Genomic DNA, 21006 nt, shown 5'->3' on the forward strand with positions numbered 1-21006 from the left:
GGTGCTCGTTCATGCTGCTTCCGTCCTGTCCGCCGCCATCCCGGCCGCGTCCAGCAGGGCGGTCCCGACGATGAGGTCGGCGCCGCCGAACTCGGGGTCGTCGAGCTCCGTCCCGTCGTCCACGGCGAACAGCAGCTTCTCCTCGCCCTGCCGGTAGGCCGTCCCCACCGGCGGGCTGGCCGCGTGGATGGCCAGCAGGGCCACCAGGTAGGGCAGGTCGGGGTCGGTCCGGCGGGCCTGCGCCAGCAGTCCGGACAGCCGCCGGGGCGCGTCCGCCGGCAGGTCGAGCAGCTCCATGGCGGCGGCCAGCTGCTCCTCGCTGAACCGGCTGTCGTCCGGGGTGGCGATGAGGTCGGGCTCCGGCATCTCGGCGCCCAGGTGCTCCCGCTCGACGGGCGGGGTCAGCAGGATGTCGACGAGGTCGCCGACCCGGACGGACACCGGGGTGCGCAGCCCGGTGCCGCGCGCGAAGAACGCGTCGGTGACCCGGACCGCCTGTTCCATGGGCAGCGGCAGGACGGGCGCGACGAGCTGGCCGTACAGGTCGATCCCGGCCGTGGACGGGGGGGTGGCGAAGGCCTGCCGGTCCTGCTCGGCGCGGAACAGCGGTCCGGCCTCCAGCAGGCGGGACTGCAGCTGCGTGTGGCGGCGGATGCAGTCCTTGACGATGTCGACCAGTTCGGCCGCGCGGCGCTTGTGCTCGGGCTCCTCGGTCTCGTCGCGGGCCTTGCGGATGTTGGTCAGGATCGCGTTCTCGTGGCGGTAGCGGTCGGCGACGTGGTCGAGGGCCTCGGCGATCATGTCGGGCACGGCGTTGAGCCAGTCCACCGCGCGCACGTTGCGCCGGGTCGTCTCCAGGGCCTTGCGCAGGGTCTCGGAGTACTGCACGGTCCGGTAGCGGGCCTGCTCCGCCGCGAGCTGGGCGTCGGCGAGCCGGCCGCGGCTGATGAGCACCTCCAGCTTGACCTCGGCGGCGATCTGCGCGCTGGTGACGTCGGTGTCGAGGGCGCCGACGAGGACGTTGACCGCCTCGTCGGTGGTGCGGAGGTAGACCGTGCCGCCGGGGCCGGGGACCTCCTCGATCAGCTTGAAGTCGTAGTCGCGGCGCACGTAGGTGCCGTCCGGCGCGAACGTGCCGTACACCGCGCGGAAGCCGCGGTCGACGCTGCCGACGTTGATCAGGTTCTCCAGGACCCAGCGGGCCACCCGCTCGTGCTCGGCGGCGGGCCGCCGCGGGGCCTGGGCGGCGATGCGCGGGATCAGGCGGGCGACGATCTGCTCGTGGTCGGCGCCGGTGTCGAAGTCCATGTTGAGGGTGACGAGGTCGATCGCCGCGAGGGCGATCTCCGCCATGCCGTACACCGTGTACTCGCCGGCGAGGTTGGCCTTGCGGGCGTCGAGATCGTGCAGCGGCGCGGTGCAGGCGAGCGCGCGCAGCCGCCGCGCCAGCCCTTCGTCGGCGGCCGGCCCCGGGGCGGGGCGCGGCCCCGCGCTGAGCTGGGGCGGAACGCTGTCCGTCGATGCAGGCGAAGTCACGGTGCACAGACTAGGTCCTCGGTCTGACATCGGCCCAAACGGCACAGACGGGCTCCCGGGCCACGGCCGCCGCGCCGCCCGCTCAGGAGCGCCGGACCTCCCGGCCGCGCCCCGGGGTCAGGACCGCCGGCCCTCCTCCCCGACCTGCCGCCGGTACACCTCGACGACCCGTTCCAGGGAGTCGTCGAGGTAACGGGCGAGCAGCCGCTCGGCCGTGGCCCGGTCCCCGGCCCGCAGGGCTTCGAAGATGTCCGCGTTGCGCGTTATGTAGGGTTCGTGCAGCGGGCGGGGCTCGTCCACGACGTGGAAGGCGAGGCGCAGTTCGGCGAAGACGCTGCGCATCAGCTCGTCGGTGCGCGCGCTGCCGGCCAGGGCGACCAGTTCCCGGTGGAAGTGGATGTTGGCCGTACCCACCGCTTTCCAGTCACCTTCGCGCGCCGCCCGCCGGCCCTGTCCGACGGCCGCCGCGAGGGCGTCGAGCCCGTACGGCGGTTCGCCGAGGCCGCGGACCACGGCGCACTCCACGAGCTTGCGGGTGCGGTAGATGTCCTCGACGTCCTCGACGGCCAGCATCCGCACGAAGACGCCGCGGTTGAGCTCGTGGACCAGCAGGCGCTCGTGCGTGAGCAGCCGGAACGCCTCGCGCAGCGTGTTGCGGGAGACGCCGAGGGCCCCGCCGATGCTGTCCTCGGACAGCCGGGTCCCGGGCGGGAAGTACCCGTCGGCGATGCGGCTCCTGAGGATGTCCGAGACCCGCTCGGCGGTGCTGGTGCGCCCGAGGAGCGCGCGGTCGTCGGCCAGGTCCGTCAACTGCTCTGCCATGCCCGGAATTCAAGCGCAGCCGGGAGGACGAGACAACGGGGGTATTGAAGGATCGTTGAACGATCCTCTACGTTCTTCTGCGTTGGCTCACGTCTGAAGCACCCTCCGTCCTCTCCTGCGAGGTGCCCATGAGCACGACCCCTCCCTCACCGGCCCTGACCGGCGGCACACACCCGGACGCGGATGAACAGCGGTCCGACGACGGCCCGTTGGGCTGGCTGCGCGCCCTGGGGCCGCGCGGCCGCCGTGCCTTCGCCGGCGCGTTCGGCGGCTACGCCCTGGACTCCTACGACTACTTCACCCTGCCGCTCGGCATGGTCGCGCTGGCCGCGTACTTCGGCCTGGACAGCGGCCAGACCGGCCTGTTCACGACCGTCACCCTGGTGGTCTCCGCGGTCGGCGGCGCCCTCGCGGGCGTCCTGGCGGACCGCGTCGGCCGGGTCAAGGCGCTGCTGCTGACCGTGATCACCTACGCCGTCTTCACGGTGGCCTGCGGTTTCGCGCCCGACTACGAGACGCTGCTGGTCTTCCGCGCCCTGCAGGGCCTGGGCTTCGGCGGCGAGTGGGCGGTGGGCGCCATCCTGGTCGCCGAGTACGCCGGTGCCCGGCACCGCGGCCGCACCCTCGGCGCGATCCAGAGCTCGTGGGCCGTCGGCTGGGCGCTGGCCGTGATCGTGTACACGCTGGTCTTCTCCCTGGTGGACCACGACCTGGCCTGGCGCATCATGTTCTGGACCGGCGCCCTGCCCGCCCTGCTGGTGGTGTGGGTGCGGCGCAGCGTCCACGACGCGCCGGAGGCGGTCGCCGCGCGGGAGCGCAGCGCCGGCCGGGGCTCGTTCACGGCGATCTTCAAGCCCGGCCTGCTGCGCACCACGGCCTTCGCGGTGCTGCTCTCCACCGGCGTCCAGGGCGGCTACTACACGCTCGCCACCTGGGTGCCGACGTACCTGAAGACCGAGCGCGACCTGTCCGTGGTCGGCACCGGCGGCTACCTGACGTTCCTGATCTCCGGGGCGTTCCTCGGCTACCTGACCGGCGGCTACCTCACCGACCGGCTCGGCCGCCGGCGCAACATCTGGCTGTTCGCCCTGCTGTCGGCGCTGTGCATCCTGGCGTACGCGAACATCCCGAGCGGCGCCAACGGGCTGCTGCTGGTGCTCGGCTTCCCGCTCGGGTTCTGCATGTCGGCGATCTTCAGCGGCTTCGGGTCCTACCTGAGCGAGCTGTACCCGACGGCGGTGCGCGGCACCGGGCAGGGCTTCACGTACAACACCGGACGCGCGGTGGGCGCCGTCTTCCCCACCACGGTCGGCTTCCTGGCGGACGGCTGGGGCGTGGGCGGCGCGCTGGTCTTCGGCGCGCTCGGCTACGGCCTGGCGGCGCTGGCCCTGCTGGGGCTGCCGGAGACGCGCGGGAAGGAACTGACATGACCGGCGCCTCCGCGCAGGACCGTCCCGTGACGGCCGTCGACCCCCGCGCGCACGCGTGGAGCCCGCGGACGGCCCGCGCCCGGTTCCGGGCGGGGCTGACCGGCCCCACCGCCGGGGTCGCGGCCGGCCACACCCAGGCCAACCTGATCGCGGTGCCCGCCGACTGGGCGTACGACGTGCTGCTGTTCTGCCAGCGCAACCCCAAGCCCTGCCCGGTCCTGGACGTCACCGACGCCGGGTCCTGGCGGACCGTCCTCGCCGAGGGCGCGGACCTGCGCACCGACCTGCCGCGCTACCGGGTGTGGGTGGACGGCGAGCTGGTGGACGAACCGACGGACGCGCGCGCGTACTGGCGCGAGGACCTGGTGTCGTTCCTGATCGGGTGCAGCTTCACCTTCGAGGCGGCGCTGTCCGCGGCCGGTGTCCCCGTCCGCCACGTCGAGCAGGGCCGCAACGTCCCGATGTACGTCACCGGCCGGCGGTGCAGGCCGGCGGGACGGCTGCACGGGCCGCTGGTGGTGTCCATGCGCCCGGTGCCGCCGCAGCACCTGGCGGCGGCGATCCGGGAGACCGGCCTGCTGCCCGCGGTGCACGGCAGCCCCGTGCACTGCGGCGACCCGGCGTGGCTCGGCATCGGCGACCTCGGCCGCCCCGACTTCGGCGACCCGGTGGACCTGGAACCGGACGACATCCCGGTCTTCTGGGCGTGCGGAGTGACCCCGCAGGCCGCCGTGACGGCCTCCCGCCCGCCGTTCGCCCTCACCCACGCGCCGGGCGGCATGTTCCTGACCGACGCCCGCGACGAGCAGTACCGCGTGGTCTGACGGACCGGCGGTCGCGCGCGGTCCGGGAAGGAGACACTGGAAGCATGACCTCCATCGATCTGAACGCCGACCTCGGCGAGGGGTTCGGCCGCTGGCGCCTGACCGACGACGAGGGCCTGCTGTCCGTCGTCACCAGCGCCAACGTGGCCTGCGGCTTCCACGCCGGGGACGCGGTCACCATGCGGCGGGTGTGCGCGCTGGCGGCCGAGCGCGGGGTGCGGATCGGCGCCCAGGTCTCCTACCGGGACCTGGCCGGGTTCGGGCGGCGCGCGATGGACGTGCCGCCCGACGAGCTGGCGGCCGAGGTGGCGTACCAGATCGGCGCCCTGGAGGTCTTCGCCCGCGCCGCGGGCACGCGCGTGGCGTACGTCAAGCCGCACGGCGCGCTCTACAACCGGGTCGTGCACGACGAGGAGCAGGCCGGCGCGGTGGTCGACGGCGTGCTCCTGGCCGGGGCCGCGCCGCCCGTGCTCGGCCTGCCCGGCTCGCGCCTGCTGGACCTGGCCGGGAAGGCCGGGCTGCCGGTGGTACCCGAGGCGTTCGCGGACCGGGCGTACACCGACGCGGGCACCCTGGTGCCGCGCTCCCGGGAGGGTGCCGTGATCACCGATCCGGAGACCGTCGTGGAGCGTTCGGTGGCACTGGCCCGCACCGGCGAGGTCGTCTCCCGCACGGGGGCGCGCATCGAGGTCCGCGCGCGGTCGCTGTGCCTGCACGGCGACACGCCCGGGGCGGTGGACCTGGCCCGCCGGGTCAGGGAGCGCCTGGAGGCCTCCGGGGTCCGGGTGGAGGCCTTCGCGTGAGAGTCCTGCGCGTCGGCGAGGACGCCCTGCTCGTGGAGGTCTCCTCGGGCGACGAGGCGCAGGCGCTGCACGCGGAGCTGCTGCGGCGCCGGGAGCGGGGGGCGCCGGCGGTCCGCGAGATCGTGCCCGCGGCCCGCACGGTCCTCCTCGACGGCCTCGACGACCCGGCCGGCCTCGCCCGGGAACTGACCGCCGCCGACGTTCCTCCCGCGCCCCCTCCCGCGCGCGAGGTGGTGGAGATCCCGGTGCGCTACGACGGCCCGGACCTGGCGGACGTCGCCGCGCACTGGGGCGTGTCCGAGCGGGAGGTCGCCGCCGTCCACGCGGCCACCGAGTTCCGCGTCGCGTTCTGCGGGTTCGCGCCCGGCTTCGGCTACCTCACCGGCCTGCCGCCCCGCTACGACGTCCCGCGCCGGGCCACGCCGCGCACGGCCGTCCCGGCCGGGTCGGTGGGGCTGGCGGGCCCGTACACGGGGGTGTACCCGCGCTCGTCGCCGGGCGGCTGGCAGCTGATCGGGACGACGGACGCCGTGCTGTGGGACCCCGCGCGCGTGCCGGCCGCGCTGCTGTCGCCCGGCACGCGCGTGCGCTTCGTCCCGGTCGGGGCGGAGGCGTCGTGACGGACCGCGCGCTCGCCGTCGTACGCGCCGGTGCCCTGACCACCGTGCAGGACCGGGGCCGCCCCGGGCACGCCCACCTCGGCGTGCCCCGCTCCGGGGCCCTGGACGGGCCGGCGGCGGCCCTGGCCAACCGGCTGGTCGGCAACCGGCCGGAGGCGGCCGTCCTGGAGACGACCCTCGACGGGTGCGCGGTGCGGCCCCGTTCGGCGGTCACCGTCGCGGTCACCGGCGCCCCGTGCCGGGTGACGGTGGACGGACGCCCGGCCGCCTGGGGCGCGCCGGTGCACGTGCCCGCCGGGGCGCTGCTGGACGTGGGACCGGCCACCGCCGGCGTGCGCGGCTACCTGGCCGTCTCCGGGGGCGTCGTCGTCGAGCCGGTGCTCGGCAGCCGCTCGACCGACCTGCTGTCGGGCCTGGGACCGCCGCCGCTCACGGACGGCGCCGTCCTGCCGCTGGGCGCCCCGCGCGTCCCCCGCGCGCGCGTGGACACCGCCCCGCAGCCCGCGCCCCCGGCCGAGCTCGTCCTGCGGGTCACGCTCGGCCCGCGCGACGACTGGTTCACGGCTCAGGCCGTGCGCACCTTCACCTCGCGCGCGTACCAGGTGTCCTCCGCCAGCAACCGCATCGGACTGCGCACGGCCGGGCCCGCCCTGGAGCGGGCCCGGCCGGACGAACTGCCCAGCGAGGGCATGGTCCTCGGCGCGGTCCAGGTCCCGCCCGACGGCCTGCCCGTGGTGTTCCTCGCCGACCATCCGACCACCGGCGGCTACCCGGTGATCGCGGTGGTCCGCGCGGCCGACCTCGCGGCCGCGGCACAGGCCGTGCCGGGCACACCGGTGCGGTTCGTGGCGGTGCGCCGCCGCTGACCCCCCGGCGGCCGGGTGTGCGTCACGGCCGCGGACGGAGCGGCGGCGACACGCCCCGCACCACCGCCCCGGACGCACCCGCGCACTCAGCCGTACGTCACCGCCGCGGACTCGGCCGGTGCGGCGGCCGGCCGTCGCTCCCCCGCGGACAGCGCGGCCAGCGCCGCCGACGCCGCGGCCGACGACCGCAGGTCGAGCCGGGCGCCGGTGCCCCGCGCCCGGTGCCGCAGCTCGTCGGCGGCGAGCACCAGGAGCTGCGGCAGCAGGTCGGTGCAGCGCCGGGCCACCCAGCCGGTGCCCGCCGTGGCCAGCAGGCGCAGGCGCGCCGCCCTGGTGGGAGCGGGGAACTCGGGCTCGGCCGAGGGCGCGGGCCCCGTCGCCAGGCCGTGTTCCGCCAGCAGCGCGTGGCAGCGCACGGCCAGTTGCCGGTGCCCCCGTTCGCCGGGATGCAGCCGGTCCGCGCTCCACAGGGCGCGGTCGGAGACCCAGTCGCCCCCGCACGCATGCAGGTGCAGGGCGCCGTGGCGGTCGGACAGGGCGTGGACGACCGTGTTCACCGCCCGCTGCCGCCGGGCCAGCGGGCGGGCCAGGGCGTCCGGCAGCCCGAGCACCGCGCCCGGGTCGGGCAGGCACGCCGTGAGCAGGGCCGCGCCCCGCCCGGCGCAGGCTCCGTAGACCGTGTCGAGCCGGGCGGCCACGGCGTGGATGTCGAAGGTGCTGCGCAGGGTGTCGTTGACGCCGACGACGACGGACACCAGGTCGGGCCGCAGGGCCAGCGCGGCGGGCAGCTGCCGCTCCAGCACGTCGCGCGTCTGCGCCCCGCTGACGGCGAGGTTGCGGAAGTCGACGGGGCCCTCGGCGAGCCCGGCGGCGAGCAGCGCGGCCCAGCCGCGCCGTCCGCCGCCGACGGGGTCGCCCACGCCCTCCGTCAGCGAGTCGCCGAGGGCGACGAAGCGCGCCGGCCTCATGCCACGCCCCCGGCCACGGACGGACGCGGCGAGACCGTCGCGTCGTGGGCGGCGAGGAACGCGGCGACCGCCGTGTCCCACCCGAAGCACGCGGCACGCGCGCGGGCCGCCTCCCGCCGGTCCGCCTCCCGGCGTTCCGTCAGCAGTTCGACGGCGTCCGCGAAGGCCTCGCCGTGGTCCGCCGCGACGGCGCCCGCCTCGCCGATCACCTCGGGCAGCGCGGAGGACGCGCTCGCCACCACGGGCGTGCCGCACGCCATCGCCTCCAGCGCGGCGAGCCCGAACGTCTCGGCGGGTCCCGGCGCCAGGCACACGTCCGCGGACGCCTGGAGCGCGCCGAGCAGGCCGCGGTCCGAGACGTGCCCGAGGAAAGCGACGGGCAGGCGCCGCTGCCGTGCCCGCTGTTCGAGCCGTGCGCGCAGCGGCCCGTCGCCGGCCACCACCAGGACCGCCGGCCGGCCGCGCCGCCGCAGCGCCTCCAGGGCGTCCAGCGCCGTACCGGGCCGCTTCTCCACGGAGAGGCGGGAGCACAGCACGAGCAGCGTCTCGTCCTCGCGCGCGTGCCGGGCGCGCAGCGCGGGATCGCGCAGCGCCGGGTGCCGCTCCGCCAGGTCGACCCCGAGGGGTGCCCGGACGACGTTGCGGGCCCCGATGCGGACGAACTCCCGTTCGGCGAACTCGGTGGTGCAGACGACCCGCGCGTACGTGCGGGCCGTACGGACGTTGAGCGCGTCGGCGGCCCGCCGGGCCGCTCCCTCCGGCAGGCCCCAGGTGCGCAGCACGCCGTCGGCGGTCTCGTGGGAGACCATCACGGCCGGGACGCGGGCCCGCCGCGCCCACTTGCCGGTCCAGCGCAGGGTGGTGCGGTCGGAGACCTCCAGGCGGTCGGGCGCCAGCTCGTCGAGGAGCCGGGCCACCCCGCGCTTGTCGGTGAGCACCCGGTAGCCGCCGGTGCCGGGCAGCAGCGGTCCGGGCAGGGTGACGATCCGGCCCTGCTCGGTCTCCCGGTCGCTCGCCCGCTCGCCGGGGACGACGAGGACGGGGTGGTGCCCGGCCGCCCGGTAGCCCTTGCCGAGCTCGCGCAGGGCGGTGCGCAGACCGCCGGACGCGGGCGCGACGAAGTTGGCGAGCCGCACGATCCGCAGCGCGTCCCCGCCGGCCCCGCGACCCGCCCGCGGGGCGCCGCCGCCCCGGCCCCCGCCGTCCGTCCGCGGGGCGCTTCCCGCCCCGCCGCGATCCGGGGGCGGCGCCGCGCCGGCCGCACCCGGTCCGGCCGGCCCTCCGGCCACGCCGCCGCCTCGCGCGCCCGGGCTCGTCCCGGCGCTCACGCCGTCACCCCCCGTGCCGTGGACCCTCCCGGCGCTCATGCCGCCACCACCGCCTCCCGCCCGGCGAGCACATCCGCGTAGTGCCCGATGAGCTGGTCCCCGACGGCCGCCCAGGTGCGCCCTTCGACCAGGGCGCGGGCGGCGGTGCCGAACGCGGCGCGCAGCTCCGGGGCGGCGGCCAGTGCCGCGACCGCGTCCCGTACGGCGGCCGCGTCGCGCGGCGGCACCAGCAGCCCGCTGCGGCCGTGGGCAACCAGGTCCAGCGGACCGCCCGCGGCGGGCGCGACGACCGGCACACCGCTGGCCATGGCCTCCTGCACGGTCTGGCAGAAGGTCTCGAACGGCCCGGTGTGGACGAAGACGTCGAGCGAGGCGAAGATCCGCGCCAGGTCGTCGCCGGTCCGGCGCCCGAGGAACACCGCGCCGGGCAGCTCCTGCTCCAGGCCGGGCCGGCTGGGCCCGTCGCCGACGACCACGACGCGGACGCCCGCCAGGCCGCACACCCCGGCCAGGAGTTCGACCTGCTTCTCGGGGGCGAGCCGGCCGACGTAGCCGACGATCAGCTCGCCGTCCGGCGCGAGGTCGCGGCGCAGGGCCTCGTCGCGGTGGCCGGGCCGGAACCGGTCGGTGTCCACGCCGCGCGGCCACAGCCTGACCCGGGGCACCCCGTGCGCCTCCAGGTCGCGCAGGGCCGCGCCGGACGGGGCCAGGGTGAGGTCGGCGGCGGCGTGCACCGAGCGGATCCGCCGCCAGGCCGCGGCCTCGCCCGCGCCCATGTAGGTGCGGGCATATCCGGCCAGGTCGGTCTGGTACACGGCCACGGCGGGCACGCCGAGCCGGGCGGCGGCCGCCATCCCGCGGACGCCGAGGACGAAGGGGCTGGCCAGGTGGACGACGTCGGCGCGGTGCTCGGCGAGCGCCGCGGCCACGCGCCGGCTGGGGAGGGCGACGCGCACCTGGGGGTAGCCGGGGAGCGGGAGGGAGGGGACGTGGACGACGGGGCAGGGCGCGACGGCGCCGGACGGGGTGCCCGGCGACGGGGCCGGGGCGACGACGACGGGGACGTGACCGCGGTCGACGAGGTGCCGGGCGGTCTGGAGCGCGCAGTGGGCCACGCCGTTCACATCAGGGGGGAAGGATTCGGTGACGATGACGACACGCATACCGGTGTTGTCGCCGGGTGCGACGTGGCCACGTCAACGTCGATCTTTCCGGCCGAGGAACGTCCCATGAGCGTTGCGCTCCGCACCCGCGCGGGTCAGGCGGTGTCCACGCCCGCCTGACCCGCGGGTCATCGCTCGTTCACCCGCCGGTGCCGCGACACCGCCGCTGTCCCGGGAACGGAGGCCGGACGGCCGCGCACCGCCGCTGTCCCCGGACCGGCAGTCAGACGGCGGTCCCCTCCGGACCGATCCGGCTGCGCACGGCGGTCTGCACCTCGGCCTCCTCGGCCGGGTCGGCGGCGAGCCGGCGCAGGCGTTCGACGACGCGGGTGTCGCCGGTCTCGGCGTGGCGGGCGGCCAGTTCGCGGGTGGTCTCCTCGCAGTCCCACAGGCACTCGACGGCGAAGCCGGCGGGGAAGGAGGGGTCGGTGGCGGCCAAGGCGCGGGCGGCCCGGCCGCGCAGATGGGAGGAGGCGGTCTCCCGGTAGACATGGCGCAGGACGGGGGCGGCGCAGGCGATGCCGAGCCGCCCGGTGCCGTCGACGAGGGTCCACAGGGTCGGGGCGTCGGGGCCCTCCCCCCGTACGGCTTCGCGCAGGGCGGCGAGGACGAGGTCCCGGTCGCGGGTCCCGCCCCGGCAGGCGAGCACGCGTCCGGCGGCGGCGCCCAGGGCGTCGGGCCGGCGGGCCCAGCCGCGCGCCCGGTCGACGGCGGCGACGCTGCGCATGCGTTCGAAGGCGTCGACGGCGGCGTCGGTGACGGCCGCCGGGCCGGTGGCCACGGCCGCCTCGATCAGGTCGAGGGCGTCGGGGTCGTTGCTGTCGGCGAGGTAGCGCAGGGCGGTGCACCGGGCTCCCTCGGTGCCGTCCCGGGCGGCCCGGACGATGGCGGGCCGGTCCTCGGGTCCGGCCACGGCGCCGAGGCAGCGGGCGGCCGGGACGTGCAGGGCGGTGCCGCGTTCGAGGCCCTGCTGGGCCCAGTCGAAGACGGCCTGCACGCTCCAGCCCGGGCGGGGTCCGGTGGACCGCATCTGCCGCTGCCATCGGTCGAAGCAGCCGGCTTCCTGGGCGGCGCGCACGCGCGTGGCGATGGACGCGCGGGGGTCGTCGGCCCACAACCGCCAGGGCCGGGGCTCGAAGGCGTCGCGGACGGCGGCGGCCAGCTCGGCCTCGCCCTCGGCGTCGGTGGCGAACCGCGCGAGGACGGGCGCGGCCAGGGACCGCAGTCCCGCGTCGTCGTCCCGCAGGGCGAGTTCGTCCAGGGCCCAGGCCCAGTTCGAGCCGTGGGCGGCGTACCTGCGCAGCAGGTGGAGCGCGTCCCGCCTGCCGTAGGAGGCGAGGTGGCCGAGGACGGCCAGGGCGAGCCCGGTGCGCGTCTCGTCGGTGTCGAGGACGTCCTCGGAGTCGAAGAGGTGGGCCTCGATCGCGTCGAGTTCGCCGTGCAGATCGAGGTACAGGCGGGCGTAGTAGAGGGAGCGGTTCTCGACCTGCCAGTCGTGGCGGGGGTCGCGCAGCACACAGTGGTTCAGCGCCGCGAGCGCCTCGGCGCGGGGGGCGGTGAGCGCGTGGAGTGTGCCGTCGCCGCGGCCCCTCTGGAGCAGGCCGAGCAGCGTACCGCTGGGCGCTATGACCGGATCGAACATGGGAAACAGCCTCACATCAAGCGTCGACGCAACCGGGGACGTGCACTACCTGGCCGCGTGACAACACGTCGGGGCGCCCGCCGTTTCCTGCTTGCTGTAGACCATCTTCCTCTGCCTCTCGTCGGTGGCCCATGCGGGCCGCAGCACGGCCCGCGCGGTGCGGCATCACCTGCCCAGCCATCACGTCCGTGAACCACGACGTCATGATGACCCGGCACTCCGACCTGCCGCGACCGATATTTCGGCGGCCTGGTACCGCCTCCCCCGTTGGTGGTGTTCTTACAGGTCAGCGCGCTCGGATCAGTGCTCGCCGAAGAGTTCGAGGACCTCGGTCCGGGCGAACATCCGGGCGGTGTCGACGGCCGACGGGGTGCCCGCGGCCGGGTCGGCGCCGCCTTCCAGGAGCGCCCTGACCACCTCCGTCTCGCCCTTGAAGACGGCGCCGGCGAGCGGGGTCTGGCCCCGGTCGTTGACCCGGTCGACGTCGGCGCCGCGGGCGAGCAGCGCCCGGACCGTGCCGGCGTGGCCGTGGTAGGCGGCGAGCATGACGAGACAGTCGCCGCGGTCGTTGGTGAGGTTGGCCGGAACCCCGGCGTCGACGTAGGCCACGAGTTCCTCGGTCTGCCCGCGCCGGGCCAGATCGAAGATCTTGGTCGCCAGCTCCACGACCTCGGGGTCGGGGGCTTCAGTCATCGGCCGGACCACCTCTCACTGCGTATGTCGGGGAATCAGGGCGTACGGCCGCGAGCGGCGCGGCCGTACGGGTGAATCGCCAGGGTACTGGCTCGCGCGGCACATGACCCGATGTGCCCGAGGTAAAGATCACCGCAGACGGGACCGCACGCAAGCGCGCGGCCCGGCCGGGTCAAGCACCGCCCCGCCATTGGTGGGAAAACTTCCGAATTTCCACCATTTGCACCTTTTATCGTATGGATACATGCTGTGATCCTGGAAGTACTCATGGTGACTGTCCCCCGCGAACCAGGAGAACCCCATGATCCTGTCCATCTCAGGTGTCGTCCTGCTCGGCATCATCGTCTTCCTCTTCTTGCGCAAGGACGGCCTCAAGGCCTCCCATGCCGTCGTCTCGGCCCTGTTCGGCTTCTACCTGGCGAGCACGGCCATCGCGCCGAGCATCAAGGCCGGCGGCGAGAGCCTGGCGAGCCTCCTCGGCGGCATCAAGTTCTGAGTCCCCTCCTGACGCCCCACCCGCCCGTACGCACTCCCAGGAGGCAGCAGTGGCCCGGCGCCCCCTCCCCCGCATTCTGAGCAACGGCGGCGCACAGCTCGCCCGGAGCAAGGAGCTGGCCCGGACGGCGGCCGACAGCGCCACCGACGTCCTCCACCCACTGATCACGATCACCCGTGGTCTGCGCCGGCTGGCCTCGGCCGGGCGGCGCAAGGTGGCCGACACCCCCAAGGACAAGCGCGGTGCGCTGCTGTTCATGGTGGCCTCGGTGATCCTGGCGGTGGCCCTGGTGCCGTACGGCCCTCTGCTGGCCGTCATCACCCTGATGGCGGCCGCGGCCTGGCAGGGCCGGGACCGCACCCCGCCGGTCCCGGAGGGGCCCGACGAGTCGCAGATCCAGCGCCTGAAGGCGCTGTACGAGGCCCTCGTCCCGCACTTCTCCACCGCCGAGGACCCGTCGCCCCTGTACGCGCACGGCGGCGAGTGGGAGAAGGCCTTCCCCGCCTACGAGTTCGACGGCGCCGGCCGGATCACCCACTTGGCCGTCAGCTACCCGGCGTACTTCCCGGACGGCGAGGCCGGGGCCCGCGCCCGGATCGAGCACCTGCTCGCCGCGAAGTCCGGCCGGGGCCGCGAGTACCACTTCGTCTGGGACGAGGAGGGCAACGAGCTCACGCTCGACGTCCTCGCGCCCCTGCCCGTCGACATCGCCGCCCAGCGCTTCGTCACGGCTCCCGGAGAAGTGGTCCTCGGCTTCACCGACCCCACCCGGGTCCAGCGCACGCTCCCCCTCACCCACGGCGTGGAGCGGCGCGACGTCCCCCCGGTCGTCTGGCGCACGGGCATCCGGTCGACCGAGCCCCACCTGCTCGCCCTCGGCCAGCCCGGCAGCGGCACCTCGACCCTGCTGCGGTCCATCGCCCTCCAGGCGCTGCGCCACGGCGACGTCGTCATCGTCGACGGCGGCGGCACCGGCGAGTACGCCTGCCTGATCGGCCGGGACGGCGTCCTGGCCGTGGAGTGCGGGCTGACCGGTGCGCTGGCCAGCCTGGAGTGGGCGGCGCACGAGACGGAGCGCCGCCTGATCGCCGTCAACCGCGCCCACCAGGCCGGCCACCCCCCGCCGGCCGACACCAGGCGCCCTCTGTGGATCCTGCTGGACCGTCCGAGCGCCTTCACCCACCTGGCCGCCGCCGACGGCCGCAGGGACCCGCAGTCCCTGCTCCAGGTCCCGCTGCGGCACGGCCGCCCGGCCAACGTCACGGTGGTCGTCGCCGACCAGCTGGACGGCCTCGACGCCCTGAGCGACGCGGTGCGCCAGCACACGCGCGCGCGGGTCGTGCTCGGCCCGGCCACCGCCCGGCAGCTGGAGACGGCCCTCGGCGCGCCCCCGCACACCACGCCCGTCGACGCCGTCCCGCCGGGCCGCGGCTACGCCCGCCTCGGCACGGGCCAGGTCCACCGCCTCCAGGTCCCGGCCACTCCCGACCCCTACGACGACGCGACCGGCGCGGCCCACCGGCAGGCCGTGCTGGACCTCCTGCCGCCGCGTACCACCCCCGCGGACGCCGCGACGGGCACCCCGTCCGAGCCCACCGGAACGGAACCCGTCCCCGCGGGCGAACCCCTGCCCGTACCCGGGCCGGTCTCCCTGGAGAGGGAGCCGGTCGCCGCCGGGGCGAAGGCGGCGACCGCCAGGGTGAAGGCGGTGCGCATCGAGTCCAAGGCGTTGCCCGTCACGGTGAAGCCGGTGGCGGTCGAGGTGAAGCCGGCACCGACCGAAGCGGAGCTGGTGCCGTCCGCGGCGGAGCCGGTGACGCTCGAGGTGAAGCAGGCGCCGACCGAAGGGGAGCTGCTGGTGCCGTCCGTGGCGGAGCCGGTGACGCTTGAGGCCGAGCCGGGGCCGTCGGGGGCCGCACCGGTGGCCTGCGGCGAAGCCGGGCGCGTACCGGCCGAACGGGTGGCCGGTGAGGTCGAGCCCGTGCCGTCCCGGTCCGGACCGGTGGCGTCCGCGCTCGAGCCCGTGGCTCTCGAAGTCGAGCCGCTGCCCTCCGACTCCGAGCCGGTGGCCGCCGAAGTCGCGCTGGTGCCGCCGGAGGCCGACGCGGCGGCCGTCGGGGCCAGGCCGGGGCCGCCCGACGTCAACCCCGTCCCCTCCGGGTCCGAGCCGGTGGCCGTCGAGATCAAGCCCGTACCGTCCGAGGCGAAGGCGGCCCCCGCCCAGGTGCACGCGGCCCTCGCCGAGGCGAACGCGGTCCCCGCCGAGGCCGTGGCCGTGCCCGCCGAAGCCGAGCGGTGACCGCCGGGACCCTGGTAACCGGAAGGCCCGACCCACCTCCCCTATACCGACACCGTGGCGGCGCCCGCCCACACCACGGCGGCAGTGCCTGCCGCAGCACAACCGGGTCCCGCCGAGGGGCAACCGGTCCCCACCGGGGCCCAGCCCAGTCCCGGCATCACCGAGCGGTGACCGCCAGGACCGCCATGACCGGAACGGCCCGACCCACCTCCCCCACCGACGCCGTGGCGGCGCCCGCCCACACCACGGCGGTAGTGCCTGCCGCAGCACAGCCAGGTCCCGCCGAGACCCAGCCCGGTCCCGGCACCACCGAGCGGTGGTCACCGGGTCCCGGGTCACCGGGACGACCCGACCCGCCTGCCCCACCGCCTCCCGCCGGAACAGGCGGGGCAAGCGGGGGCAGGCGGGGGCAGACGGGGCGGTCAGTCCCGGCTGCGGTCCCCGCAGTCCCTCACGCCACGAACGTGCGCGGCGCCTCCACACCCCCGGCCCCACCGATCTCCACCAGCCGTGCCGCCGCCGCCAGCCGTACGGCGGCCTCCTCGGCCACCGCGCCCCCCACGGTGAACGGCAGCCGCACGTACCCCTCGAACGCCCCGTCGACCCCGAAGCGCGGCCCGGACGGGACGCGCACGCCCACCCGCTCCCCCGCCTCGGCCAGCCGTGACCCCGAGAGGCCCCCCGTCCGCACCCAGAGCGTGAGCCCGCCCCCGGGCACCTCGAACTCCCACCCGGGCAGCTCCCGCCGCACCGCCGCCACCAGGGCGTCCCGGTTCTCCCGGGCCTGCGCCCGCCGCACCTCCACGGCCTGCTCCCAGCCGCCCGTGCCGAACAGCCAGTGCACGGCCAACTGCTCCAGCACGGGCGTGCCCAGGTCGGCGTAGGCGCGCGCCGCGACCAGGCTGCGGATCACGTCGGGGGCCGCCCGCACCCAGCCGATGCGCATCCCGGCCCAGAACGCCTTGCTCGCCGACCCGACCGTGATCACCGTGGACCCGGCCGGGTCGAAGGAGCACACCGGCCGCGGCATCTCCACGTCCGCGTCCAGCCACAGCTCGCTCATCGTCTCGTCGGCGACCAGCACCGTCCCGGCGGAGCGCGCCGCGTCCACCAGCCGCCGCCGCTGGTCCTCGTCGGCGAGCGCGCCGGTCGGGTTGTGGAAGTCGGCGACGACGTAGGCCAGCCGGGGCGCCGAGTCGCGCAGCACCTGCCGCCAGCGGTCCATGTCCCAGCCCGCCAGGCCCTCGGCCATCGCGACGGGCACCAGCCGGGCCCCGGCCTCCCGCATCAGCTGGAGGATGTTGGCGTACGAGGGCGACTCCACGGCGATGCGCTCGCCGCGCCCCGCGAACAGGTGGCAGATCGCGTCGATCGCGCCCATCGCCCCGGTCGTCACCATGATCTGCTCGGGCATGGTCGGGATCCCGCGGGCGGCGTAGCGCTCGGCGATCATCGCGCGCAGCGCGGGCAGCCCGGCCGGATAGTCGCCGTGGGTGTGGGCGTAGGGGGGCAGCTCCTCCAGGGCGCCCCGCACGGCCCGGGTCAGCCAGGGCTCGGGCGCGGGCAGCGCGGCGCAGCCGAGGTCGATCATCGAGCCGAGGGCCTCGGGCGGCAGCGGCTCCAGGCCGCGCGCCGGCAGCGGATTGCCGGCGGGCACGGCCGTCCAGCTGCCCGCGCCGCGCCGCGACTCCAGGAACCCCTCGGTGCGCAGCGCCTCGTAGGCGGCGGCGACGGTGGTGCGGCTGACCGACAGCGACAGGGCGAGCTCGCGCTCGGCGGGCAGCCGGGCGGCCACCGGCACCCGCCCCTCCAGCACCAGCAGCCGGATGCCGTCGGCGAGCGCCCGGTAGGCGGGCGGCCGGCGCGTGCCCGGCCCCGCCGGACGGTCCTGCTGCGAGGTGAGCAGCCGGGCGAGCTGCGCCGCACCCACGGCCGAAGTCCACTGCGCCATGGAAATCAGTCCACCTTCCACGAATTGGCCATGGATGACGTCTTCCTCCAAGCCACAGGGTGTCATGCGTCAGGCCACTGCGACCACTGGGGGCACCTCTTGTCCACGCGGGGACACCTCGTCCGACGACTGATCCAGCTGTACGCCGGGCTGGCGCTCTACGGGGCGAGTTCGGCCCTCCTGGTGGAGGCGGGCCTGGGGCTGGAGCCCTGGGGGGTGCTGCACCAGGGACTGGCCGAGCGGACCGGCCTGACGATCGGGGTCGTCTCCATCGCCGTGGGCGCGGTGGTCCTGCTGCTGTGGATCCCGCTGCGCCAGCGGCCGGGCCTCGGCACGGTCTCCAACGTGTTCGTCGTCGGCCTCGCGATGGACGCCACGCTCGCCGCGGTGCCCGCCGCGCACTCGCTGCCCGTGCGCGTGCCCCTCCTCCTGACCGGCATCGTGCTCAACGGCGTGGCCACCGGCCTGTACATCGCGGCGCGGTTCGGTCCCGGGCCGCGGGACGGGCTGATGACGGGACTGCACCGCCGCACCGGCCGCTCGATCCGGCTGATGCGGACGGCCGTCGAAGTGGCCGTGGTGGCGTCCGGCTTCGCCCTCGGCGGCACCATCGGCGCCGGCACCCTGCTGTACGCGCTGACGATCGGCCCGCTCGCCCAGCTGTTCCTGCGTGTGTTCGCCGTCCCCGCGACATCCGGCGGCAGCGAGGTCGTTGCCGCCGGTCGACCGCGAGGGGCGATACTGCGTCCGTGACCCCGCGGATACGCCATCCCTACCTCGACCACCCCGGCCCCCTCGCCTTCGCCCACCGGGGCGGGACCGCGGACGGCCTGGAGAACACCGTGCGGCAGTTCCGCCGCGCGGCCGAGGCGGGCTACCGGTACATGGAGACCGACGTCCACGCCACGCGGGACGGCAGGCTGGTGGCGTTCCACGACGCGACGCTGGACCGCGTGACCGACGGCACGGGCCGGATCGCCGACCTGCCCTGGCAGGAGGTGCGCCGCGCGCGCGTGGCGGGCCGGGAACCGGTGCCCCTCTTCGAGGAGCTCCTGGAGACCTTCCCCGACGTGCGCTGGAACGTCGACGTCAAGGCGGAGCCGGCGTTGCTGCCCTTCCTGGACCTGGTCGGGCGCACCGGCTCCTGGGACCGGATCTGCCTCGGCTCCTTCTCCGAGGCGCGCGTGGTGCGCGCCCAGCGGCTGGCGGGGCCGCGCCTGGCGACCTCGTACGGCACGCGGGGCGTGCTCAACCTGCGGCTGCGCTCGTGGGGGCTGCCGGCCGCGGTGCGCCGTTCCGCCGTGGCGGCACAGGTGCCGGAGGCGCAGTCGGGCATCCGGGTGGTGGACCACCGCTTCGTCCGCGCCGCGCACGCGCGCGGGCTGCACGTGCACGTGTGGACGGTCAACGATCCGGCCCGCATGCACCGGCTCCTGGACCTGGGCGTGGATGGCATCATGACCGATCACATCGACACGTTGCGCGAGGTCATGGAGGACCGCGGCGTCTGGGTCTGAGGCCCCGCGACCCGGCCTTCGTGCGTTCACGGGGAAGCGAGGGCACGGGTGGGCACCGACACCGTGCGGACACCGCCGGCCGACGAGGCCGCCGCACTCAGACGCGAGCAGCGCGGCTGGTACTTCTACGACTGGGCCTGCTCGGTCTACTCGACGAGCGTGCTCACCGTGTTCCTGGGCCCCTATCTGACCTCGGTCGCCGAGTCGACGGCGGACCCGGACGGGTTCGTGCACCCCCTGGGCGTCCCCGTGCGCGCCGGGTCCTTCTTCGCGTACGCGGTCTCCCTGTCGGTGGTCCTGGCCGTGCTGGTGATGCCCCTGGTGGGGGCGGCGGCCGACCGGACCGGCCGCAAGAAGCCCCTCCTCGCGGCCGCCGCCTACACCGGGGCCGCCGCCACGGCGGGCATGTTCTTCCTCGGCGGGGACCGCTACCTGCTCGGCGGGGCACTCCTCGTCGTCGCGAACGCCGCGCAGTCGGTGGCGATGATGCTCTACAACTCCTACCTGCCGCAGATCGCCCCGCCCGAACAGCGTGACGCGGTCTCCTCCCGGGGCTGGGCGTTCGGCTACGCGGCGGGCTCCCTGGTCCTGGTCGTGAACCTGGTCCTCTACACCGGGCACGAGAGCTTCGGCCTCTCCGAGGGCACGGCGGTCCGCGTCTGCCTGGCGTCGGCGGGTCTGTGGTGGGGCGCCTTCGCGCTGATCCCGCTGCGCCGGCTGCGCGACCGCCGCGCCCCCGCGCGGGAGGCGGCCCTGCCCGGCTTCCGGCAGCTCGCGGCCACCGTGCGCGACATGCGCCGCCACCCGCTGACCCTCGCCTTCCTGCTGGCCTACCTGGTCTACAACGACGGCATCCAGACGGTGATCTCCCAGGCCTCCGTCTACGGCTCGAAGGAGCTGGGCCTCGGCCAGTCCACCCTGATCGGGGCCGTCCTGCTGGTGCAGGTCCTGGCGGTGGCGGGCGCCCTGGCGCTGGGCCGGCTGGCCCGCAGGTACGGGGCCAAGCGCACGATCCTGGGGTCGCTGGCGGCGTGGACGGTGATCCTGGCGGCCGGCTACTTCCTGCCGGCCGGGGCGCCCGGGTGGTTCTTCGCCCTGGCCGCCGGGATCGGCCTGGTCCTCGGCGGCAGCCAGGCCCTGTCCCGGTCCCTGTTCTCCCACCTCGTACCGCCCGGCAAGGAGGCCGAGTACTTCTCCGCCTACGAGGTGAGCGACCGCGGCATGAGCTGGCTCGGCCCCTGCTGTTCGGCCTCACCTACCAGCTGACCGGCAGCTACCGGGACGCGATCGTCTCCCTGGTGGGCTTCTTCGTCATCGGCTTCGCCCTGCTGGCCCGGGTCCCGGTGCGGCGTGCGATCTCCGACGCGGGCAACCCGGTCCCCGAAAGGATTTAGCACTCGGCGCGAAAGGGCTGTAGTGTACGCGTTTGGCCTGCCAGGCGTACCGTTACTGCGCGTCAAAGATGCCGAAACGCTGGGTCACATGTGCTAGCAGATGTGACAAACCGGGCGCAGGTGGGTACAACAAGGGCGGCTACGACGGCGACGCATGACCCGGAACGGGACTCGGAACGGGAATCTTTACCGCCGACCGGACGTTGACCGGATGACGACGACAGCGACACCTGTCCTGTGGGCGACAAGCCCGGGAGGCACGATTCATGAGTGAGCGAGCTCTTCGCGGCACGCGCCTCGTGGTGACCAGCTACGAGACGGACCGCGGCATCGACCTGGCTCCGCGCCAGGCCGTGGAGTACGCATGCGAGAAGGGGCACCGCTTCGAGATGCCCTTCTCGGTCGAGGCGGAGATCCCGCCGGAGTGGGAGTGCAAGGTCTGCGGGGCCCAGGCACTCCTCGTGGACGGCGACGGCCCGGAGGAGAAGAAGGCCAAGCCCGCGCGTACGCATTGGGACATGCTGATGGAGCGGCGCACCCGTGAGGAACTCGAAGAGGTCCTCGAGGAGCGCCTGGCGGTTCTGCGCTCCGGGGCGATGAACATCGCCGTTCACCCCCGGGACAGCCGCAAGTCGGCGTAACCCCCACGGGGCC

At 75.4% G+C, this 21006-nt stretch carries 17 protein-coding genes and 2 pseudogenes; 11 read left to right on the plus strand and 8 right to left on the minus strand.

Going from position 1 to position 21006, the window contains the following annotated elements; all coding sequences use genetic code 11:
• Positions 1 to 9: 9 nt before the first annotated feature.
• Both ACIF8T_RS08030 and ACIF8T_RS08035 read right to left on the minus strand, forming a co-directional pair.
• Positions 10 to 1536, minus strand: coding sequence for a hypothetical protein (locus ACIF8T_RS08030; protein WP_400032407.1), 1527 nt, complete (start codon positions 1534 to 1536; stop codon positions 10 to 12).
• A gap of 117 nt (positions 1537 to 1653) precedes the next feature.
• A complete protein-coding gene (locus ACIF8T_RS08035; RefSeq protein ID WP_400032409.1) occupies positions 1654 to 2358 on the minus strand; it encodes a GntR family transcriptional regulator in 705 nt (234 codons plus the stop codon).
• Positions 2359 to 2486: 128 nt separating this feature from the next.
• Between ACIF8T_RS08035 and ACIF8T_RS08040 the strand changes: the two genes are divergently transcribed.
• From ACIF8T_RS08040 to ACIF8T_RS08060, 5 genes are read left to right on the plus strand one after another with little or no spacing between them, the layout of a single operon-like run.
• Positions 2487 to 3788, plus strand: coding sequence for an MFS transporter (locus ACIF8T_RS08040; protein ID WP_400032411.1), 1302 nt, complete (start codon positions 2487 to 2489; stop codon positions 3786 to 3788).
• Entirely contained in the window at positions 3785 to 4612 is an 828-nt protein-coding gene (locus ACIF8T_RS08045; protein ID WP_400032413.1) for a putative hydro-lyase, read from the plus strand. Before ACIF8T_RS08040 ends, ACIF8T_RS08045 begins: the two co-directional genes overlap by 4 nt.
• Before the next feature lie 44 nt (positions 4613 to 4656).
• Positions 4657 to 5415, plus strand: a complete 759-nt coding sequence (locus ACIF8T_RS08050; protein WP_400032415.1) for a LamB/YcsF family protein — start codon at positions 4657 to 4659, stop codon at positions 5413 to 5415.
• Complete coding sequence (gene pxpB, locus ACIF8T_RS08055; RefSeq protein ID WP_400032417.1) at positions 5412 to 6035, plus strand: 5-oxoprolinase subunit PxpB; 624 nt, start codon at positions 5412 to 5414, stop codon at positions 6033 to 6035. Before ACIF8T_RS08050 ends, pxpB begins: the two co-directional genes overlap by 4 nt.
• Positions 6032 to 6901 carry a biotin-dependent carboxyltransferase family protein gene (locus ACIF8T_RS08060; protein WP_400032419.1) on the plus strand — a complete coding sequence of 290 codons (870 nt, stop codon included), beginning with the start codon at positions 6032 to 6034 and terminating at the stop codon, positions 6899 to 6901. Before pxpB ends, ACIF8T_RS08060 begins: the two co-directional genes overlap by 4 nt.
• 86 nt (positions 6902 to 6987) lie before the next feature.
• On the opposite strand, the gene ACIF8T_RS08065 is transcribed toward ACIF8T_RS08060, so the two are convergent.
• The 5 genes from ACIF8T_RS08065 to ACIF8T_RS08085 all read right to left on the minus strand — a co-directional run bounded on the left by ACIF8T_RS08065 (position 6988) and on the right by ACIF8T_RS08085 (position 12695).
• Positions 6988 to 7869: an SGNH/GDSL hydrolase family protein gene (locus ACIF8T_RS08065; RefSeq protein WP_400032421.1), complete on the minus strand. Its 882-nt coding sequence runs from the start codon at positions 7867 to 7869 to the stop codon at positions 6988 to 6990.
• On the minus strand, positions 7866 to 9005 hold the full coding sequence (locus ACIF8T_RS08070; RefSeq protein WP_400032423.1) for a glycosyltransferase: 1140 nt from the start codon (positions 9003 to 9005) through the stop codon (positions 7866 to 7868). Before ACIF8T_RS08070 ends, ACIF8T_RS08065 begins: the two co-directional genes overlap by 4 nt.
• A gap of 227 nt (positions 9006 to 9232) precedes the next feature.
• Positions 9233 to 10360, minus strand: a complete 1128-nt coding sequence (locus ACIF8T_RS08075; protein ID WP_400032425.1) for a glycosyltransferase family 4 protein — start codon at positions 10358 to 10360, stop codon at positions 9233 to 9235.
• A gap of 223 nt (positions 10361 to 10583) precedes the next feature.
• Complete coding sequence (locus tag ACIF8T_RS08080) at positions 10584 to 12002, minus strand: HEAT repeat domain-containing protein (RefSeq protein ID WP_400032427.1); 1419 nt, start codon at positions 12000 to 12002, stop codon at positions 10584 to 10586.
• A 300-nt stretch (positions 12003 to 12302) separates the two neighbouring features.
• The gene (locus tag ACIF8T_RS08085) at positions 12303 to 12695 is read right to left on the minus strand and encodes an ankyrin repeat domain-containing protein (protein ID WP_400032429.1); all 393 of its coding nucleotides are present in this window, start codon (positions 12693 to 12695) and stop codon (positions 12303 to 12305) included.
• A gap of 301 nt (positions 12696 to 12996) precedes the next feature.
• On the opposite strand from ACIF8T_RS08085, the gene ACIF8T_RS08090 reads away from it, so the two are divergent.
• Together ACIF8T_RS08090 and ACIF8T_RS08095 are read left to right on the plus strand one after the other, a co-directional pair.
• Positions 12997 to 13191: a hypothetical protein gene (locus tag ACIF8T_RS08090; RefSeq protein WP_400032431.1), complete on the plus strand. Its 195-nt coding sequence runs from the start codon at positions 12997 to 12999 to the stop codon at positions 13189 to 13191.
• Between the two features lie 49 nt (positions 13192 to 13240).
• Positions 13241 to 14762: pseudogene (locus ACIF8T_RS08095) on the plus strand (hypothetical protein); the annotation flags it as partial.
• A 1179-nt stretch (positions 14763 to 15941) separates the two neighbouring features.
• Here ACIF8T_RS08095 and ACIF8T_RS08100 read toward each other — a convergent pair.
• Entirely contained in the window at positions 15942 to 17441 is a 1500-nt protein-coding gene (locus ACIF8T_RS08100; RefSeq protein ID WP_400032433.1) for a PLP-dependent aminotransferase family protein, read from the minus strand.
• 99 nt (positions 17442 to 17540) lie between these two features.
• On the opposite strand from ACIF8T_RS08100, the gene ACIF8T_RS08105 reads away from it, so the two are divergent.
• The 4 genes and pseudogenes from ACIF8T_RS08105 to ACIF8T_RS08120 all read left to right on the plus strand — a co-directional run bounded on the left by ACIF8T_RS08105 (position 17541) and on the right by ACIF8T_RS08120 (position 20993).
• A complete protein-coding gene (locus tag ACIF8T_RS08105) occupies positions 17541 to 18194 on the plus strand; it encodes a YitT family protein (protein ID WP_400032435.1) in 654 nt (217 codons plus the stop codon).
• Positions 18191 to 18958, plus strand: coding sequence for a glycerophosphodiester phosphodiesterase (locus ACIF8T_RS08110; RefSeq protein ID WP_400032437.1), 768 nt, complete (start codon positions 18191 to 18193; stop codon positions 18956 to 18958). The genes ACIF8T_RS08105 and ACIF8T_RS08110 overlap by 4 nt, the downstream gene beginning before the upstream one ends.
• 48 nt (positions 18959 to 19006) lie before the next feature.
• Positions 19007 to 20352 (plus strand): annotated as a pseudogene (locus tag ACIF8T_RS08115) (MFS transporter).
• A 266-nt stretch (positions 20353 to 20618) separates the two neighbouring features.
• Positions 20619 to 20993 carry an RNA polymerase-binding protein RbpA gene (locus ACIF8T_RS08120; RefSeq protein WP_003977404.1) on the plus strand — a complete coding sequence of 125 codons (375 nt, stop codon included), beginning with the start codon at positions 20619 to 20621 and terminating at the stop codon, positions 20991 to 20993.
• Positions 20994 to 21006: the final 13 nt, after the last annotated feature.

Source organism: Streptomyces sp. NPDC085946 (assembly GCF_044540485.1).
Lineage (GTDB): Bacteria > Actinomycetota > Actinomycetes > Streptomycetales > Streptomycetaceae > Streptomyces.

Excerpts from the sequence above, each read along its gene's own strand:
- ACIF8T_RS08080 (WP_400032427.1), bottom strand. The coding sequence starts at position 12,002 with ATGTTCGATCCGGTCATAGCGCCCAGCGGTACGCTGCTCGGCCTGCTC.
- ACIF8T_RS08065 (WP_400032421.1), bottom strand. The coding sequence starts at position 7,869 with ATGAGGCCGGCGCGCTTCGTCGCCCTCGGCGACTCGCTGACGGAGGGC.
- ACIF8T_RS08050 (WP_400032415.1), top strand. The coding sequence starts at position 4,657 with ATGACCTCCATCGATCTGAACGCCGACCTCGGCGAGGGGTTCGGCCGC.
- ACIF8T_RS08090 (WP_400032431.1), top strand. The coding sequence starts at position 12,997 with ATGATCCTGTCCATCTCAGGTGTCGTCCTGCTCGGCATCATCGTCTTC.
- ACIF8T_RS08045 (WP_400032413.1), top strand. The coding sequence starts at position 3,785 with ATGACCGGCGCCTCCGCGCAGGACCGTCCCGTGACGGCCGTCGACCCC.
- ACIF8T_RS08120 (WP_003977404.1), top strand. The coding sequence starts at position 20,619 with ATGAGTGAGCGAGCTCTTCGCGGCACGCGCCTCGTGGTGACCAGCTAC.
- ACIF8T_RS08085 (WP_400032429.1), bottom strand. The coding sequence starts at position 12,695 with ATGACTGAAGCCCCCGACCCCGAGGTCGTGGAGCTGGCGACCAAGATC.
- ACIF8T_RS08035 (WP_400032409.1), bottom strand. The coding sequence starts at position 2,358 with ATGGCAGAGCAGTTGACGGACCTGGCCGACGACCGCGCGCTCCTCGGG.
- ACIF8T_RS08075 (WP_400032425.1), bottom strand. The coding sequence starts at position 10,360 with ATGCGTGTCGTCATCGTCACCGAATCCTTCCCCCCTGATGTGAACGGC.
- ACIF8T_RS08040 (WP_400032411.1), top strand. The coding sequence starts at position 2,487 with ATGAGCACGACCCCTCCCTCACCGGCCCTGACCGGCGGCACACACCCG.
- ACIF8T_RS08100 (WP_400032433.1), bottom strand. The coding sequence starts at position 17,441 with ATGGCGCAGTGGACTTCGGCCGTGGGTGCGGCGCAGCTCGCCCGGCTG.